12 protein-coding genes are annotated in these 15,586 nt (G+C 35.9%); 7 read left to right on the top strand and 5 right to left on the bottom strand.

The window, feature by feature from the left end; all coding sequences use genetic code 11:
- The first annotated feature begins 461 nt into the window (after positions 1-461).
- The 6 genes from Q4534_RS02260 to Q4534_RS02235 all read left to right on the top strand — a co-directional run bounded on the left by Q4534_RS02260 (position 462) and on the right by Q4534_RS02235 (position 9,358).
- On the top strand, positions 462-3,689 hold the full coding sequence (locus tag Q4534_RS02260; RefSeq protein ID WP_303611544.1) for a SusC/RagA family TonB-linked outer membrane protein: 3,228 nt from the start codon (positions 462-464) through the stop codon (positions 3,687-3,689).
- Between the two features lie 42 nt (positions 3,690-3,731).
- A complete protein-coding gene (locus tag Q4534_RS02255) occupies positions 3,732-5,288 on the top strand; it encodes a SusD/RagB family nutrient-binding outer membrane lipoprotein (RefSeq protein ID WP_303611543.1) in 1,557 nt (518 codons plus the stop codon).
- A 282-nt stretch (positions 5,289-5,570) separates the two neighbouring features.
- The gene (locus tag Q4534_RS02250; protein ID WP_303611542.1) at positions 5,571-6,299 is read left to right on the top strand and encodes a carbohydrate-binding family 9-like protein; all 729 of its coding nucleotides are present in this window, start codon (positions 5,571-5,573) and stop codon (positions 6,297-6,299) included.
- 100 nt (positions 6,300-6,399) lie between these two features.
- Positions 6,400-7,692, top strand: a complete 1,293-nt coding sequence (locus Q4534_RS02245) for a hypothetical protein (RefSeq protein ID WP_303611541.1) — start codon at positions 6,400-6,402, stop codon at positions 7,690-7,692.
- A 582-nt stretch (positions 7,693-8,274) separates the two neighbouring features.
- On the top strand, positions 8,275-8,754 hold the full coding sequence (locus Q4534_RS02240) for an OB-fold protein (RefSeq protein WP_303611540.1): 480 nt from the start codon (positions 8,275-8,277) through the stop codon (positions 8,752-8,754).
- A gap of 40 nt (positions 8,755-8,794) precedes the next feature.
- Entirely contained in the window at positions 8,795-9,358 is a 564-nt protein-coding gene (locus Q4534_RS02235; protein ID WP_303611539.1) for a YceI family protein, read from the top strand.
- A 222-nt stretch (positions 9,359-9,580) separates the two neighbouring features.
- On the opposite strand, the gene Q4534_RS02230 is transcribed toward Q4534_RS02235, so the two are convergent.
- The 4 genes from Q4534_RS02230 to Q4534_RS02215 form a co-directional block, all read right to left on the bottom strand.
- Positions 9,581-10,288 carry an NRDE family protein gene (locus tag Q4534_RS02230; protein WP_303611538.1) on the bottom strand — a complete coding sequence of 236 codons (708 nt, stop codon included), beginning with the start codon at positions 10,286-10,288 and terminating at the stop codon, positions 9,581-9,583.
- A gap of 193 nt (positions 10,289-10,481) precedes the next feature.
- Entirely contained in the window at positions 10,482-11,585 is a 1,104-nt protein-coding gene (locus Q4534_RS02225) for a DUF2652 domain-containing protein (protein ID WP_303611537.1), read from the bottom strand.
- 263 nt (positions 11,586-11,848) lie between these two features.
- The gene (locus Q4534_RS02220) at positions 11,849-12,412 is read right to left on the bottom strand and encodes a hypothetical protein (protein ID WP_303611536.1); all 564 of its coding nucleotides are present in this window, start codon (positions 12,410-12,412) and stop codon (positions 11,849-11,851) included.
- 118 nt (positions 12,413-12,530) lie between these two features.
- The gene (locus Q4534_RS02215) at positions 12,531-13,037 is read right to left on the bottom strand and encodes a DUF4833 domain-containing protein (RefSeq protein WP_303611535.1); all 507 of its coding nucleotides are present in this window, start codon (positions 13,035-13,037) and stop codon (positions 12,531-12,533) included.
- A 340-nt stretch (positions 13,038-13,377) separates the two neighbouring features.
- Here Q4534_RS02215 and Q4534_RS02210 point away from each other — a divergent pair, with 340 nt between their 5' ends.
- Positions 13,378-13,797, top strand: coding sequence for a DUF983 domain-containing protein (locus Q4534_RS02210; protein ID WP_303611534.1), 420 nt, complete (start codon positions 13,378-13,380; stop codon positions 13,795-13,797).
- Between the two features lie 29 nt (positions 13,798-13,826).
- Here Q4534_RS02210 and Q4534_RS02205 read toward each other — a convergent pair whose 3' ends face one another.
- Entirely contained in the window at positions 13,827-14,828 is a 1,002-nt protein-coding gene (locus Q4534_RS02205) for a hypothetical protein (RefSeq protein WP_303611533.1), read from the bottom strand.
- Positions 14,829-15,586: the final 758 nt, after the last annotated feature.

Here is a 15,586-nt window from a genome sequence, read left to right as displayed (position 1 = left end):
TCCTCAGAAATTAACCGTGTAAAAAGAAAAAAATATTGCCTATCTGCCCCAATAGGAACTTTATAAATTATAAACCTGATTTTGCATAGGTGTGGGTGATTTTTTTCCGGATTAGCGAGTTTTTATTTTTAGATTGTTTTCTTTCAATAGTTGTTTAGTCTGTTGATTATCAAATTAATATATGATAGTTACCCTTAATCCTTTCAATATATTATCCACAGCGAAGATAAAATATTATATGATAATTTTTTGGTAACGTACACTAAAAATTAATCATGTTTTGACTAAATATTACCAAGCATTTTACGATTAGAATTGAATTTTCTTGAAATAAATCTATGAAATTTTGAGGTAAAATGATTTTTTCATGGCCCTTAACAGAAAGTAATAGCCCATTACTTAATCTCTTGGCGCATGCAGGAGAGTTAACATTTTATTTTAAATCCACTAAAACTATTTAAATGATGATTAAAATATACAGTACATTTTTGTTTCTCCTGCTTTGGATAAATGGCTCTTGGGCGCAAGGGCTAGCTAAGCAGGGAAGCAGTTCTGTTCATGGTGAAAACATTGAAAACACCAAAAAGCTAAATTCGAGTGAAGACCAAACAGGTTTTCCTCTAGAGAAAATTAAATTTAATAATAATCAAACAGCTTCAAATTCAAGGAATACCGTCGAGACCAATACTTTTACACCAATAGCGGTAACGGTAAGCGGGAAAGTTACTGACCTGAATGGTGAGTCTCTTCCTGGTGTTAATGTTTTGTTAAAAGGTTCAAATACAGGTTCAGTAACCAATTTGGATGGAGAGTATAGCCTAAGTGTTCCAAATGAATCTTCAGTAATTGTTTTTTCTTTTATCGGATTTGAAACCCAAGAAATAACGGTGGGGGGAAGAACTGTAATTGATGTGGTGATGGAAGAAATAGGAGGTGACCTTTCCGAAGTGGTGGTTACAGCCATGGGGATTAAAAGAGAGGCCAAATCCCTGACGTATTCTGCTCAGGTTGTTGATGGTTCAAGTTTGGATGAAGCTAGAGAAACCAATGTTATCAATTCCCTTCAAGGCAAAGTAGCCGGGGTAACCATTACGCGTAGTGCTACCGGTCCTGGAGGTAATTCTAAAGTGCTACTTAGAGGAAACCGATCCATTACCGGTAATAATCAACCTTTATATGTTATTGATGGTGTTCCGTTGAATAACAGTACCAGAGAATCCGGAGGAGGTAGTTTTGGTGGTAGAGATGGTGGTGGGGGAATCGGAATGATTAACCCCGACAATATCGAAAGTATGACTGTGTTGAAAGGTGCTTCAGCAGCAGCCGTATATGGAAGTGCCGGACAAAATGGTGCGATCATCATTACTACGAAAAGTGGTAAAGAGGGAAAGATTACCGTAGATTATAATGGAGGGATTACAATGGACCAGGCATTTGCTCTTCCAAAAAGACAATATGAATATGGTCAGGGAGATGGAGGCGTTTACTCTCCCAGCTCAGAGCATAGCTTTGGTCCTAAAGCAGAGGGACAAGAGGTTACCTTATGGAATGGTGATACTGTTCCATTAACTGGGCAACCTGACAACCTAAACAACTTTTTCAGAACGGGTACAACCCTTATGAACTCTATAAGTGCAAGTGGTGGAAGTGAAAAAATGCTTACTTATTTTTCCTATGGCAATGCGAATGCTCAGGGTGTCTTGAGAAATCATGACCTTACAAGGCATAATTTTGACCTGAAAATAGACAACAAAATTTCTTCCAAGCTTTCTTTTACCACCAAGCTGACCTATATACAGGAGGAAGTGAATAACAAGCCCTATACAGGAGAACGTGGCTACCCTGTTTCTTCCATTTATCGGTCTCCAACCTCCATACCACTTAGCGCGATGCAGGAATATGCCTATATCGATGAAACTGGTATTGAAAGACAAAATTACTGGAAACCAGGATCCTCCATTCTATCCAACCCTTATTGGAATTTAAATAGAGATTTGTTTTATGAACAAAAAGATAGATTGATCGGATTGTTTCAGGTAAGGTATGAGTTTGATGACTGGATTAATCTTCAAGTTCGTGGTAGTTTGGACAAGACCATGGAGAAGACAGAGCGGAAAGTATATAATGATACTTACACTACCTATGGTTTAGGTTCTATATATGATGTAGGAGATTATACCAGACAAAATTCCAACATTGACGCCTTATTGACAATCAACAGAAGTTTATCAAGTAAATTGGATCTATCTGTAATCTTAGGAGGAGCGATACAACAAGGAAGTACATCTTCTATGTTTATAGAATCTAATGGACTTTACAAGCAGAATTATTTTTTTCTAAGCAATGCAAAAGCACCATTAACTTCCAATTCGTTATATAAAAGCCCTCAAGTACAGTCTTTATTTGGTACCGCTACACTTGCATATAATGACTACCTATTCTTAGAAGCAACAGGACGAAATGACTGGTCTTCAGCACTTCCTAAAGATAACCAATCCTATTTTTATCCTTCAGTGGGTTTAACAGGTATTATTTCAGATATGGTTTCTATGCCAAACTGGGTGACTTATGGTAAAGTACGTGCTTCTCTAGCCTATTCAGGATCGGGTGGCGCAGCATATCGAGATCGGAATTATTATTCAGTTGGAAGGGGAGGTTTGATAGGAACGCCAACTGTACGTTCTTTGCCTACTTATAAACCTGAAATGACTTCAGCCTTTGAATTAGGAGCCGAATGGAGGTTTTTCGAGGCAAGGTTAGGTTTTGACTTTACCTATTATTATACAGATACTAAAAATCAATTGATTACCATAGCTACCCCTGCAGCATCTCTGTTTAGTAGTCAATATATCAATGCAGGTTTGATCAATAATAATGGTGTTGAGATAGCTATGGATATTGTTCCTGTAGAGACCAAGGATTTTGTATGGGATGCCATGTTTAATTTTTCGAAAAACAACAATAAAATCATTCGCTTAACGGATGAAATTACTTCAGCAGTACTTACAGATGACAGACAGGTATTGGTGCTGGCCCAAGTAGGCGGCAGTTATGGTGACATGTATGCGGTGGGTTGGCAAAGAGATGATTTAGGAAGACCTCTGGTAAATGATGAAGGAAGCCCTATGCTTACCGGTGGAAAATCAGTAGATGTAGGAAATTTTAATCCAAATTACAACCTGGGATTCAACAATAAATTCAATTATAATAACCTTTCTTTAGGTATATTATTGGACTATAGAAATGGAGGAACTGTAATTGGAGGAACCCAAGCATTATTGGATGCTGATGGGCATTCTGAAGCTTCTTTATGGGGGCGTGAAGATGGGGTAATATTGGATGCTTATACTGTTGACGGAGAAAAAAATACTCAGAGTATTACTTCCCAAAGCTATTTTGGGAGCATTGGGGAAAGATATCCCGCAGGTGAATTCTATGCCTATTCAGCGAGTAACCTTCGATTAAGAGAAGTAGTCTTGGGTTATAGTTTTTCTGATGCTTTGGTTAGTAAAACCAAATTTATACAAAAAGCTAAAATATCCTTTACCGGTAGGAATCTATTGTTTTTATACAAAGATGCCCCTTTTGACCCTGAGTTGCTCTTAGGAACAGGAAATGCAGGAGGTACTGAATACAATTCTTTGCCGACAACAAGAAGCATGGGGGTGAATTTAAAGTTGACATTTTAACCATCAACAACTATGAAAACTTCCATTAAAAAACACAAAAAAATGAACTGTAAAACCTTCATTTCAACAAAATTTATAGTTGGATTCTTAGTGATTTCCAGCGTATTGGGTGCTTGTACAGAAAATTTTGAAGAACGCAATACTAGTCCCACAGGTCTTGAGACCCTAAGTCCGGAGGACGTAAAATCATTGTTCCCAAATGCCTTGTATAGAGGATGGAACCAAGGTAGTTATCAGACTGGTCAAAATTTGACAGCAGATACCTATGCACAGTTTTTTGCAGGAACACAGCCTGCCTTTGCTTCGCATAGATATGTTATCAATCAATCATGGATGAGGAGTTTTTGGACAGGAACTTATGTGTCCACATTGCCCTCCTTGTTTACCATTGTCAATGAGACAAATGGTGGAGACCTTCCGACATTGAATGCAATCGCACGAATATGGTGGGTATTTATTATGAACAGGATAACAGATTATTTTGGTCCAATACCTTATTCTGAGATAGGTTCTGATGGATTGGAAATTGCGTATGATTCTCAAAAGGATATTTATTACGATTTCTTTAAGGAATTAGAAGAGGCGACAACAGACCTCAAAAATAATTTGGACATCGTTTCTTATCAGGAAAAGGATCTTATTTATCAAGGTGACAATGAAAAATGGTTGAAATTTGGAAATACTTTGCGTTTGCGCCTTGCATTAAGAATTTCAAAAGTTGAACCGGAGAAAGCCAAAGCGGAAGCGGAAGCTGCCTTGGCAGGTGGTGTAATGGAAGATTATACAGATGATGCCTTCATGGCTCCAACCTCGGCGAATTTTAATGGACTGAACCGCATTACCGGATGGAACGAATTTAGGATGAGTGCGAATATGGAGAGTCTATTAATTGGATACAATGATCCTAGGCTTTCTATCTATTTTGAACCGGCCAAAGCAGATGGTGCATGGAGAGGGGCAAGAAGCGGGATGATCCCTGCCGAACAAACACTTGGGTATAATACTTACGATTATACCTCAAACGTTAGCCCGATATTTCACCCTCAAAATCAAAGTACAAATCCAATGACGGTAATGTATTCTGCAGAAGCCTATTTTCTCCGATCAGAAGGTGCACTCAATGGCTGGAATATGGGTGGATCTGCCGAAGAATTTTATAATAAAGGCATTGAAATGTCATTGCGTACTTGGGGAATAATGGATGATGCTGTTATCAGTGATTATATTAATGGAACGAGCCTACCTATAGCACCGGCTCCTGAAAATGGATGGGATACACCTCCGTTGACAAATATACCTGTGAAATTCTCTACAGATCCTGAAAAGCAAAGAGAACAAATCGGTACCCAAAAGTGGTTGGCATTGTTTCCAAATGGAATGGAAGCTTGGGCAGAAATGAGAAGATCAGGCTATCCTAAAATGTATCCACTTATTCATTCTGACAATGATGATATCGAAGCGGATGAAATGATCCGAAGAATTGTATTTCTGGACTTGGAGAGAACTTCTAATGGTAATGCTGTGGATGCGGCAGTATCTTTATTAGGACCTGGTGGAGACAAAGTAAGTACACGTCTTTGGTGGGATGTAGCTCCTTAAATACCGTAGAAATAATAAAACTTCAAAAAGATGGTTGCTTTGTAGCCATCTTTTTGAAGTTTTACATATATTCAACCATCAATAGCGTATTTGAAAACTAATTTCTCGATTGTAATTCAACTGAAAATGTAACAATATTCGCTGGATATATTTGTTTTCTTACCAATCAACTCAGTAATTGGGGAGTTGGCCTGAGGCCATTTACCAACATCGCACAAACATTTTAAATTTATGAAAGCAATAGTTTTAACTTTATCGTTTCTGTTAACCTTACCGTTCTTAATGAATCATATCAATGAGGTAGGCTTGAAGGAAACAAACCATAATTCAAAACTAATAAAGGAAGAAGCCCAATATATAGTAAAGAAGCTTAAAAAGCGCTCAAACCCAATAGATGCAAATTGGGACAAAGCACAATGGAAGGGCATAGAAGCCGTGACCCTTGATTACCATATGGGTAAAGATCCAAAGTTTCTACCTAAAGTACAGGCCAAATTAATGTACGACGATAAAAATATCTATGGTATATTTAAGGTAGAGGACCGTTATGTTCGTTCTGTTGTTCAGGAATACAATGGCAACGTTTCAGGCGATTCCTGTGTGGAATTCTTTTTTGCTCCCGATTCGGATGTTCCTTTAAGTTATTTCAACTTGGAAATCAATGCAGGAGGGACCCCTTTGATTTTTTATGTGGCCAAACCTTGGGATAATTTTACAAAATTAGGAAAAGAGGATATTGACCAAATTGAGATTGCACATTCATTACCTGAAGTTGTGGATCCTGAAATTACTGAACCTACTACTTGGACTATAGAATATAGAATTCCAATTTCCATGCTGGAGAAGCATTCTAAAGTTACTCATCCTAAAAGGGGGACCATTTGGAAAGCAAACTTTTACAAAACAGGTAGCCGGACAAGCAACCCTAACTTCCTAACATGGTCATTTGTTGACAATCCAAAACCAAATTTTCACTTGCCACAATTCTTTGGAACTTTAAAATTCCAATAAATCAAGGCTTATCTGATCCTTAATACCTACTTTAAAATATTCAAACAGCACACCATTCTGGCACTTAGAATTAAATCAGTAATTTAACCACAACCACAACATGAAACGTCGCGAACTTCTTAGATACTTAGCCATAACACCTCTACTTCCAGGACAACTCTTGTCCATGACCCCGGAAAAAGAGGAAAGTTCTTCTTTCAAAGCTAATCATCCCCAAAAGTTGAATAAGCCAAAAAGAATAGCTGCCATACTTACCGAATACAGACCAAATTCTCATGCAGATGTGATTGTTGGTAAGTACCTTGAGGGGTACAATCAAGATGAAATGGATCCGTATCCTCGTTCAAAGATCGTGTCCATTTTTACCGAGCAGGTTCCGGACAATGACATGAGCCGTGCTATGGCAAAAAAACATGGTGTGCCCATATTTGGTACAGTAGCCGATGCACTTACCCTTGGCGGTGACGAATTAGCTGTTGATGCAGTTTTGCTTATTGGGGAGCATGGTGTGTATCCTTATAATGAGAAGGGGCAAAAACTTTATCCTCGTTTTGAGATGTTTTTGAAAATTACTGATGTCTTTAGAGAAACCAAAACTTCAGTACCTGTCTTCAATGACAAACATCTTTCTTACAGTTGGAGACAGGCCAAACGTATGGTGGATATTTCTAAAGAACTTGACTTTCCTATGTTAGCTGGTTCATCAGTACCGGTAGCTTGGCGGATTCCCGCAGTTGATACACCGTATGGAGAAGCACAAAAATATGCGGTAGGGATTTCTTATAGTGGTTTGGATATCTATGGTTTTCATTTGTTAGATTCCCTTCAGGCAGTGGTAGAGCGTAGAAAAGGCGGGGAAACAGGGGTTAAAGCTGTTCAATGTCTAGAAGGAGATGATTGTTGGGCGTTTTTGGAAAAGAACAAATGGGCGAGTAAGTTGTTTAACGAAGCCATTGCACATAGCCTCACCAAAGTAGAAGGTGACATGAAAGAATTGGTGAAATCTCCAGCGGTATTTGTGGTAGACTACAATGACGGGCTTAAAGTTGCTGCTTTCCTTTTGACAGGTTTGGTTCAGGACTTTACTATAGCAGTTGAATTGGAAGATTCACCAAAGCCATTTTCTACATTGATGCGTTTGCAAGGCAAGCCACATCATCATTTTGGATGTCTTGTGAAAAATATAGAGATTTTGTTTGAAACAGGGGAGCCCCCTTATCCGGTTGAGCGCACCATGCTTAGTAGTGGTATTTTGGACTTTTCTTTGGAGTCGAGAATGCTAGGCCATAAAAAACTAAAAACACCAGCGCTTGCAAAGGTAAAATACACGACTCCGGATGTGTCCCATTTCTGTGCAACAGGTTGGGATGAAAATGGTAAAAGGTTAGATTAAGCAATGTTTTAAGCCAACAGAAAAAGTGTTGGTAAATGGATTGTTTTTGTTTACGTTATTGCTTTAATTTTAAAATCCACGGGTTAGCGCTCGTGGATTTTTTGTTTTATAAGTTACCCACTTTGTAAAACAAAAATAACAACAGGATTTTAATAGTATTGTTGATTTTTTCTTACGACAATGATGACAATAACCCAAGCTAAGTTAACTAGCCTAGTTTACTTTTACACCTGCCTTTCAAGAAAAGTGATTTTCTTACAATTCCTGCGAATATTTTTTTCTAATTCGGTAAGTTTTTTTATTTATCCAATAAGTATGGCTTTGATTTTTATGAATTTCAATGGCTTTTTTCATTGCTGGAAAATATTGAAAATCAATATTTTAAAATTTTTATTCTGAGTTTATGCTCCCCATGTTTTGCTACCTACTTTGTTAGAATTCAGTAATATTGAATAAGGCCTCATTAGTTTGATGACTCACTCTCGATTGAAGCATTTTAAATTTTTTTTGAAAAAAATGACCCAAATCGGTCAGGAAAGATAGAGGCTTACGACTAATCAGGCGAAATCAAAATCAATAACCATGAAAAAATACAAATGGCTTAAGCCTTTACTTATTGTTCTTGCGGTATCAGCAGTCATTGGTGTGGGGATAGTAACCTATCTTCTAAACATGCCACATAGAGATGTTCAATCCTCCCAAACAGATTTTGGTATTTCTTCAAAGGAATTGGTTGATGAGTTTCTTTCTAATGGAGAAAAGGCGTATGACAAATACCTTGATGAATCCGGAGAGTCTAAAATCTTGGAGGTAGAGGGAGAAGTGTCAATAATCAGTAAGGATTTTAATGATCAGACGGTCGTTTTACTTAAGGCCCAGGATGAAGTTGCTGGGGTTAGTTGTACTTTTCTATCTAGTGAAGAGGATATAAGTCAATTAATAATGGTAGGTCAAAAAATTAAAGTAAAGGGTGTCATACGTTCTGGAGCCAACTATGACTCCGACCTGGAAATGTATGAAAATGTCATCATGGAAAAATGTGACTTGGTCACCAATATATAATAAATCAACACAAAATTAACCAAATCAAAATTAACACATTATGAAAATTAGATCAATAGTTTTAGCCCTGCCATTTGTTATGCTAATCACAGCTGCATTTGTTTCTCCTGTAGCAAAGCTTGTTAGCCAAAAAACGCATATCAGCTTTTTTTCTTCTACACCTGTTGAAGACATCACAGCTGATAATTACAAAGCCACCAGTACGCTTGATACTTCCACTGGAGACATTGTGTTCTCGGTGCCCATGCAGAGTTTTGAATTTGAAAAAGCATTAATGCAGAAGCATTACAATAGTAAAAACTTTTTAAACACCAAGTCTTTCCCTAAATCTAAGTTTGTTGGGAAAATCACAAATCTTGACGAGGTGGATTTTACAAAAGATGGCAGCTATGAGGCTTTTGTTAAAGGGACTATGACGATTAAAGGAGAGTCTAAAGATGTCCAAGAAAAAGGAATAATCACTGTAAGTGGAGGGAAAGTTTCTGCAGAAAGCACCTTTGAACTCACGCTCGCTGATTATGGAATTACTTTTGAAAAAGGGAAACCTGCTTCTAATATTGCAAAGACCATTGAAATCACTTTTATAGGTGAATACAGTAAGTAAATTAGATTGATGATTGATTGTTTAAGTGCAGGGTGCAATGGTGTGCCTTGCACTTTTTTTATCATTGATGGATTTGAAAAATTAGAGGTAAGAGCAATCTAAATGGCTTGTTTATTTTAGTCCGCTTCATTTTATTATGTTGGTTTTATTCGTTTATAAAAAAAATGTTTTCATGGGATGGTATTTTACTCTGATTAAAGCTTTTTAAAGGGTAGAAATGATTTAAACAGTGAAATATGAAGGTCCGTAGCTTGCTTCTTTTTTTAAATCATAATAAATCATCGAAGGAGTAAATCTGGAGTTATGAATTTGGGTAATGCTAACCGTTTGCATTCCATTGGGCCTTTGCATTAAAATATCGAAGGTTTTGTCATCACCATGCTGTTTGTTATGAAATCCCATCATGTCAAAATCAGGTTGGCCGGAATTGCTTATTAGCCATTGATAAAACCATTTTTCCCTAACTATTCTTTGTTCCGGTGTATATAGGGTAGGAGATGACCATATTTTCGGTTTGTCTATGTCCAGTTTGTTTAAGAAAGTGGAGTCCCCATTCCATTTTAGTTCATAAAACAATCGACCCTTTAATATCAAAAACGTAAAAGGTTCCACTTGATTCAAATCGAATTTATCAATGAATACGTCAAAGTCATCATATTCAAAAAATTTAATTACCATTTTCCCTCTGCTTATCACCTGTGTTGGTTTTTTTTGGTGCTTTTCAAAAGCTCCATTTAATAAACAAACAACGGTTTCATTATTGGATCCGGCGATCCAAGTTCCACCAGAACGTACATCCTTGGGGTAAGTGATTTTATTATCCGAATGCGAGTAAGTCTGTGGAGGAAGGGTCTCTCTATTAATCAATTCATCCCTGCTCGAAGTCAGTAAATAGCCATCTGCCAGAGGAATATAGGATACGGTACACATTTGTTGAATACGGTTTTACTTATTGCTAATTCTTTGATAAAAATTAGACGGTCTTATATATTGTTCCTGACAAACTGTATTGACTTTTTTTAAAATGTGGAGGTTTTCCTCTAATTAATAGATTAATTGAGGCTATGACTTTGTCTTGAATTGGGAAATAAAGAATAGCTTCCTGATAATAGCGGAAATAGTATTATAAAAGCTCTTTTTCGGCGTATTTCTTAAGTCTTCGAAGGTTGATTTGATTTAAATATCTAAACATAAACGATAGCACAGGTAGTAAAAAAATGTTTGTTGCCCAATACTTTGATTTGAAAAAATGATTTCCAATGCCTATTCGTGTCGTTTCATCATCTATTTTTTCCAAATGGTAAAGGACCAAGAAATCTAGTTGAGGATGCTTCATTCTAGCCCTTTCAAAAAAGTTGATTCCTAGGTCGCTTGTCGTAACATCTTCAATGGAAACTTCAATCTGATTGGAACCTATTAAACATTCGTGTACAGAAAGTATTCGATTGATTTTATGATCCCTTAAGGTGATGTTGGTTAGGCTTTTCATCCATTTAATTCTATGTTGTGGTTCTGCCAACATTAGGAGAAGCTCATTTGGATCAGCATTAATGTCCACCATTTTTCCGGGCTTTATTGTAGGGAATTCTATAGAATTCCTAGCTGGAGGCGCTACTATATTTTCTTTAAAAGTTTGCAATGGACGGTAATAGAAAACTGTAGGCTCCAAGCTTTCAAATTTTTCATCACAAGAGTTTAGTGTCGCAATTTGTTGATCGTTGGGATTGGATGCTTTTATAAAATTTTCACTGAATAAAATGTATTCAGAACGGTCGATGCTATTTTTTAAAAATCTGTGGGCTACAATTATATCTTCTCCCAAAAGTTTATGATGGCCCCCTACATTATACTGAGTAATTGTTCCAGCGTGTAATATGAATTTTAGGGATAAGTTTTCGGTGGAGCTACAGGCCCCACATTGACAAATTCTGTCTCTGCCATAGTACTTTAGGTGCTGGTGAAATTTCTTGAAAATTGAGATGCATAATAAGGTGAGTTTTTCAAAATCCGGATTTGAATCTGAATTGTAGAAAAGTAATGCATCACCTTCAATTTCTGAAAGAGAGAATTCTTTCCCTGTTTCTTTTATGATAAGTTCTAATAATTCAGTTATAATGTGTTGACTATGACTGATTTCAGTTTTTTTAATAAATTGTGTGAAACCGCTTATATCTGGAATGAAAATAACCCCTTTGTTTGAATCCGTAATGGGTGAAATAACATGCATAGGGTTGGTACTTTATTTTCTTTACAAATAAGTTGATACAAAACGCCAATATATCAACAGTATTGTTTAATTTTTTTAACTATAACTATCGAAATTCTCCTGCAAACTTACTCACTTTAGGGATATAGATCGATTCAATTTTACGTAATTTATACGATTATTGTGAAAACTGAAAAGATGTATTATTGCCAAAGTTTTAATTTGAACAGCATTGCTGATAAAACATCAAAAACCATGTGTTTTACTGTCTTTTTAAACCTAGGTTAAAATGCCAAACCAACAGTTAGGCCTACTCTTAAATCTTTCTCGAAATTCTCATTGAGCTCGTGAGGGCTATTTTCAGGATTGGTTGATTCCCTAGTCCAAAGTGCAAGGCCATAACCTAGGAAAGCAGATAGGGCTAATCGCTTATAGTTGTACCTGTATCCGGTATTTAATCCTGCAAACAGCGCTTTGTATTGGTGTTGCATGTCAATACCGGTTCTTGTTTTTTCTTCACCCCATCTATATTTGGAGTATATTCCAACAAAAAGACCATCAGCAGGCTGGTTATTGGCAAAAATATAGTACCTGTATTCCAAGGCAATTGAGTTTACCTGTTGGTCCTTCTTATCGGATAATTGGTTTAGCTTGTGTTCTAGGCCTAACCAAATTCCGTTTTTCAGGAAGCTATATTCATAACTTGCTACAAGGTTCTCGGAAGGCACTCCCAATACATTGATTCCAATTCTGTTTTTATAAGAAGGTTCTTCTTGGGCCAAAGCTGTAAGATTGTAAAATTGAAGCACAAAAAGCAAAATAAGCGGGATCGAAGAATAATATTTCATTAGAGAATTGGTTTAAATGGAAGTCTTATTTTATCGATTAAAATTCCAATCTTGTTAAAGCCTATCTATTAATTTTAATTGGCAAGTTGATTAGTTAATTTCATGTTATACATTGGGATTAAGGATTGAATTTTTCTATTATACTTGTATTTGCTAATTCATTAAATCCCATGACAGAAACCTCCGTTATGTTGGGTTTCCAAAATGTACCTCCATCTATTGATAGATAAATATGGCGAATTTTCATCACACGCTCATTTATCTTAGCAAAGACCATATAGTTTCCTAAACTGTCTTTTTTTAGCAAAAATTTTTTCTTTTCATAAGAGACAAATTTGAAGGTCAATTCCTCTTCTTCATGTGAGAGTACATCAATACCATAACCAAATTTTTTCTTGATCCAGTTTATGGGGACCAGTTCACCTGTTTTTTCATTATCCAGCCACTTTATTTGAATTGGATCTTCCTTTTTAATTTGTCCTTTTTCGTCCAAATGAAGAAAGTATACAATTTGATCTTTATTTAAACTACGTTCTATTGTAAACAGAATTTGCTGAGATTGAGCTGAAAAGTTAATAATAAGTAGTAAACCGAAAATCAATAATGTGCGAAAATACTGCTTCATCAAATTTCAAATTGGACGGTACCTATTAGTAGTCTCAGTTCAATACCTTTCCTGACAAAATTATTGAAGAAACTATGTGAATTTTTTAGTGAATTAGGTAGTTTACCTACAATTGCAATAGTTAAGGAGGATTATTTTTTTAGTGGGAACTACCATATTCATTGACTATAATTAAAGTTTCAGTGAATTAGGGTAATAGCTAGTATCTAATAAGATTTTGTTGAATTAATGAACTTTAAGAACTCATGAGAGATTTATATTTGTACATAGAGTTATTGAATGTTTTAGGTTTAACCGCTAATGTTTATTTTAGCAATTTGTGAAAAAATAATAAGCCCAAATGAAGGATTTAAGTCAGGAAATTAGGAGAAACAGTACCCATGAAGCTTTAGGGAAAGACAATAATAAATTAAATGCCATGCTTCACTGTAAATGCCCGGTTTGTAAAGAAGGGAAAATGTTTAAAACTTCGGCCCTTAACATAAGTAAATTCAATGAGCTGAACAAAAACTGTAAAGAATGTGGCTTTACTTTTATGCCTGAACCAGGTTTTTATCAGATTTCAATGTTTTTTACCTATATGGTAGGAGTAGCCATTTTTGTGGTTTTTGGAATTCTTACTTATTTGGTATTTAATGATCCACCACTTTGGGTGTATTATGTCACCATATTTGTTCCTACCATTTTAAGCACTCCTTGGAATTTAAGGTACTCAAAGGTTGTTATGCTTTATTACTTTGGCGATATAGGAGAAGGTTAATAAAAACTTACGCTTAACAAGCTTGGATATTATTCTTTTTCAAAAGTGAAGAAGTTGTATTCGTTTTTCCAGTTGATGGTTTCTCCGGGTTCCAATTCAAGTCTAATATAGGGTTCAGCGCAGTAAGTTCTTGGGTTGGCCCAATAAACTATTTTCTCCAAGGCTTTGTCGCCTGTAACTTTTACGCCGGCGCCGGTTTTGGTGTTCATTACGGAGAATTGATAATCCTCCGGTGAATCCCTGAAACCCATCAAGCCATTGGTATACACACTTTCTCCCTTTTTGAAATACCTGCTAAAGCTTATGCTTCTATCAGATACTATTCCTAAAGAGTCAAAGTTAACCACCCTTTTGTTACCACCGTTGTCTAGGTAAAGGTCATAAGGAAAGGTAGTTTCAATATTGGGGCCGGTAAGTTCTTGATCAATTACAAAGAAATTATGGTTGTAGACACTTGTTTTGATTGATTTTTTGCCCGTGTTTTTCAAGGTATGCTTCAAAACAAGAATTGGCATATCTTTTACTAACTCCACGATTTTGGTATACAAATAGGCATAGCCATCTGCATCCTTTAGTTCATGACTAAATTCCACCCGGTTTTTAAAGGTCTTTACTTTCCATTCCCCGCCGTTTATCAAATCGTAGGTATGAGAGAAACGGTATTTTTCTTCCTTAATTTTTTCTAATGCCCCTATGCCAATCTTAACAAACAGGCCGCCTTCTTTCGCTTCCTCATATCCTAGTGGGGAAAAATCTTCAACCGGCCCCATAATGGCATCATTTATCATTGGATCGTATTCATCATACCACTGCCCAAAATATTGATGCCCTTGATACTCGAGGCTTGAAATTACTCCTGACCAATCAAACCTAGAAGCACGGTAATAACCATTTTCATGGTCCGGAAGGTAGAGATTTGCAGTAATAATGTCATTGCTAATCACTGCCTGAGGTGGATTTGTTAATCTATTATAGCTAGCAGTAATAATTAAAGTGCTAATCAGAAAGGCAATTAAAAATGATCTACGCATGGAGTTTTTGATCGGGTAGGAAATTAGATGTTTTACCGGAAATATACGATGTCTTTTTTATTCTGCAGTATAAAAACAAGTGAAATTCATTGAGGTGTTTGGAGATAGGTGCTCTGTGATTTGGTGAGCGGGTGATGGGGTGATGTGGTGATCAGTGATGTGGTGAAGGGGAGGTATGTTATTTTTGATTTTAGATATTATATAATGGTAATTATTTTTGATTTTCATCCTGATGGGCAGGAGTAGATATATGAATATTGTATGTTTCAATGATGCATATTTTTTGGATTATATTTACAAAATTAAATTTTATTTATTACTTTGAAAAGGAATGAAAAATTTACCAATAGGTTTTTATTCATAATAATTATACCAACTAACTTGCTAAATTGAAATATACCAAAGGTTTTCGATAAAATACTGTTAAAAATTGTATTAAGGAAAATTCTATTTGTAATTGTTTGATAGTAAACAATTATTCTTCCTTTTAAAGTGGTGTTTTTATTTAGTTCATGAGCAATAATAGTGAAAATAATGTTCCAATCAGAAGTAACTTGTAATATTTCTATGGAAAAAAAACATTCCGGTATTTCCAAAAGGAATATTTATAAATACCTGTATTATTATGGTCTATAATGCAAATCTACATGTTAAGAACCAATTCATACGGTACCGATGGGTTGTTACATGATTAAACATCTATTGGTAATACTATACGATATAATATCATATAGGAATTGGAGTATTAATCGAAAGAT

Origin of the sequence: Cyclobacterium sp. 1_MG-2023 (assembly GCF_030546805.1) — a bacterium.
In the GTDB taxonomy this organism is placed as follows: Bacteria; Bacteroidota; Bacteroidia; order Cytophagales; family Cyclobacteriaceae; genus Cyclobacterium.
This window is presented reverse-complemented; position numbering and strand designations above follow the sequence as displayed.

Bases quoted from the DNA above. Each gene is read 5' to 3' on its own strand.
- Q4534_RS02255 (WP_303611543.1), top strand. From the start codon at position 3,732: ATGAACTGTAAAACCTTCATTTCAACAAAATTTATAGTTGGATTCTTA.
- Q4534_RS02205 (WP_303611533.1), bottom strand. From the start codon at position 14,828: ATGCGTAGATCATTTTTAATTGCCTTTCTGATTAGCACTTTAATTATT.
- Q4534_RS02215 (WP_303611535.1), bottom strand. From the start codon at position 13,037: ATGAAGCAGTATTTTCGCACATTATTGATTTTCGGTTTACTACTTATT.
- Q4534_RS02260 (WP_303611544.1), top strand. From the start codon at position 462: ATGATGATTAAAATATACAGTACATTTTTGTTTCTCCTGCTTTGGATA.
- Q4534_RS02210 (WP_303611534.1), top strand. From the start codon at position 13,378: ATGAAGGATTTAAGTCAGGAAATTAGGAGAAACAGTACCCATGAAGCT.
- Q4534_RS02220 (WP_303611536.1), bottom strand. From the start codon at position 12,412: ATGAAATATTATTCTTCGATCCCGCTTATTTTGCTTTTTGTGCTTCAA.
- Q4534_RS02225 (WP_303611537.1), bottom strand. From the start codon at position 11,585: ATGCATGTTATTTCACCCATTACGGATTCAAACAAAGGGGTTATTTTC.
- Q4534_RS02250 (WP_303611542.1), top strand. From the start codon at position 5,571: ATGAATCATATCAATGAGGTAGGCTTGAAGGAAACAAACCATAATTCA.
- Q4534_RS02230 (WP_303611538.1), bottom strand. From the start codon at position 10,288: ATGTGTACCGTATCCTATATTCCTCTGGCAGATGGCTATTTACTGACT.
- Q4534_RS02245 (WP_303611541.1), top strand. From the start codon at position 6,400: ATGAAACGTCGCGAACTTCTTAGATACTTAGCCATAACACCTCTACTT.
- Q4534_RS02235 (WP_303611539.1), top strand. From the start codon at position 8,795: ATGAAAATTAGATCAATAGTTTTAGCCCTGCCATTTGTTATGCTAATC.
- Q4534_RS02240 (WP_303611540.1), top strand. From the start codon at position 8,275: ATGAAAAAATACAAATGGCTTAAGCCTTTACTTATTGTTCTTGCGGTA.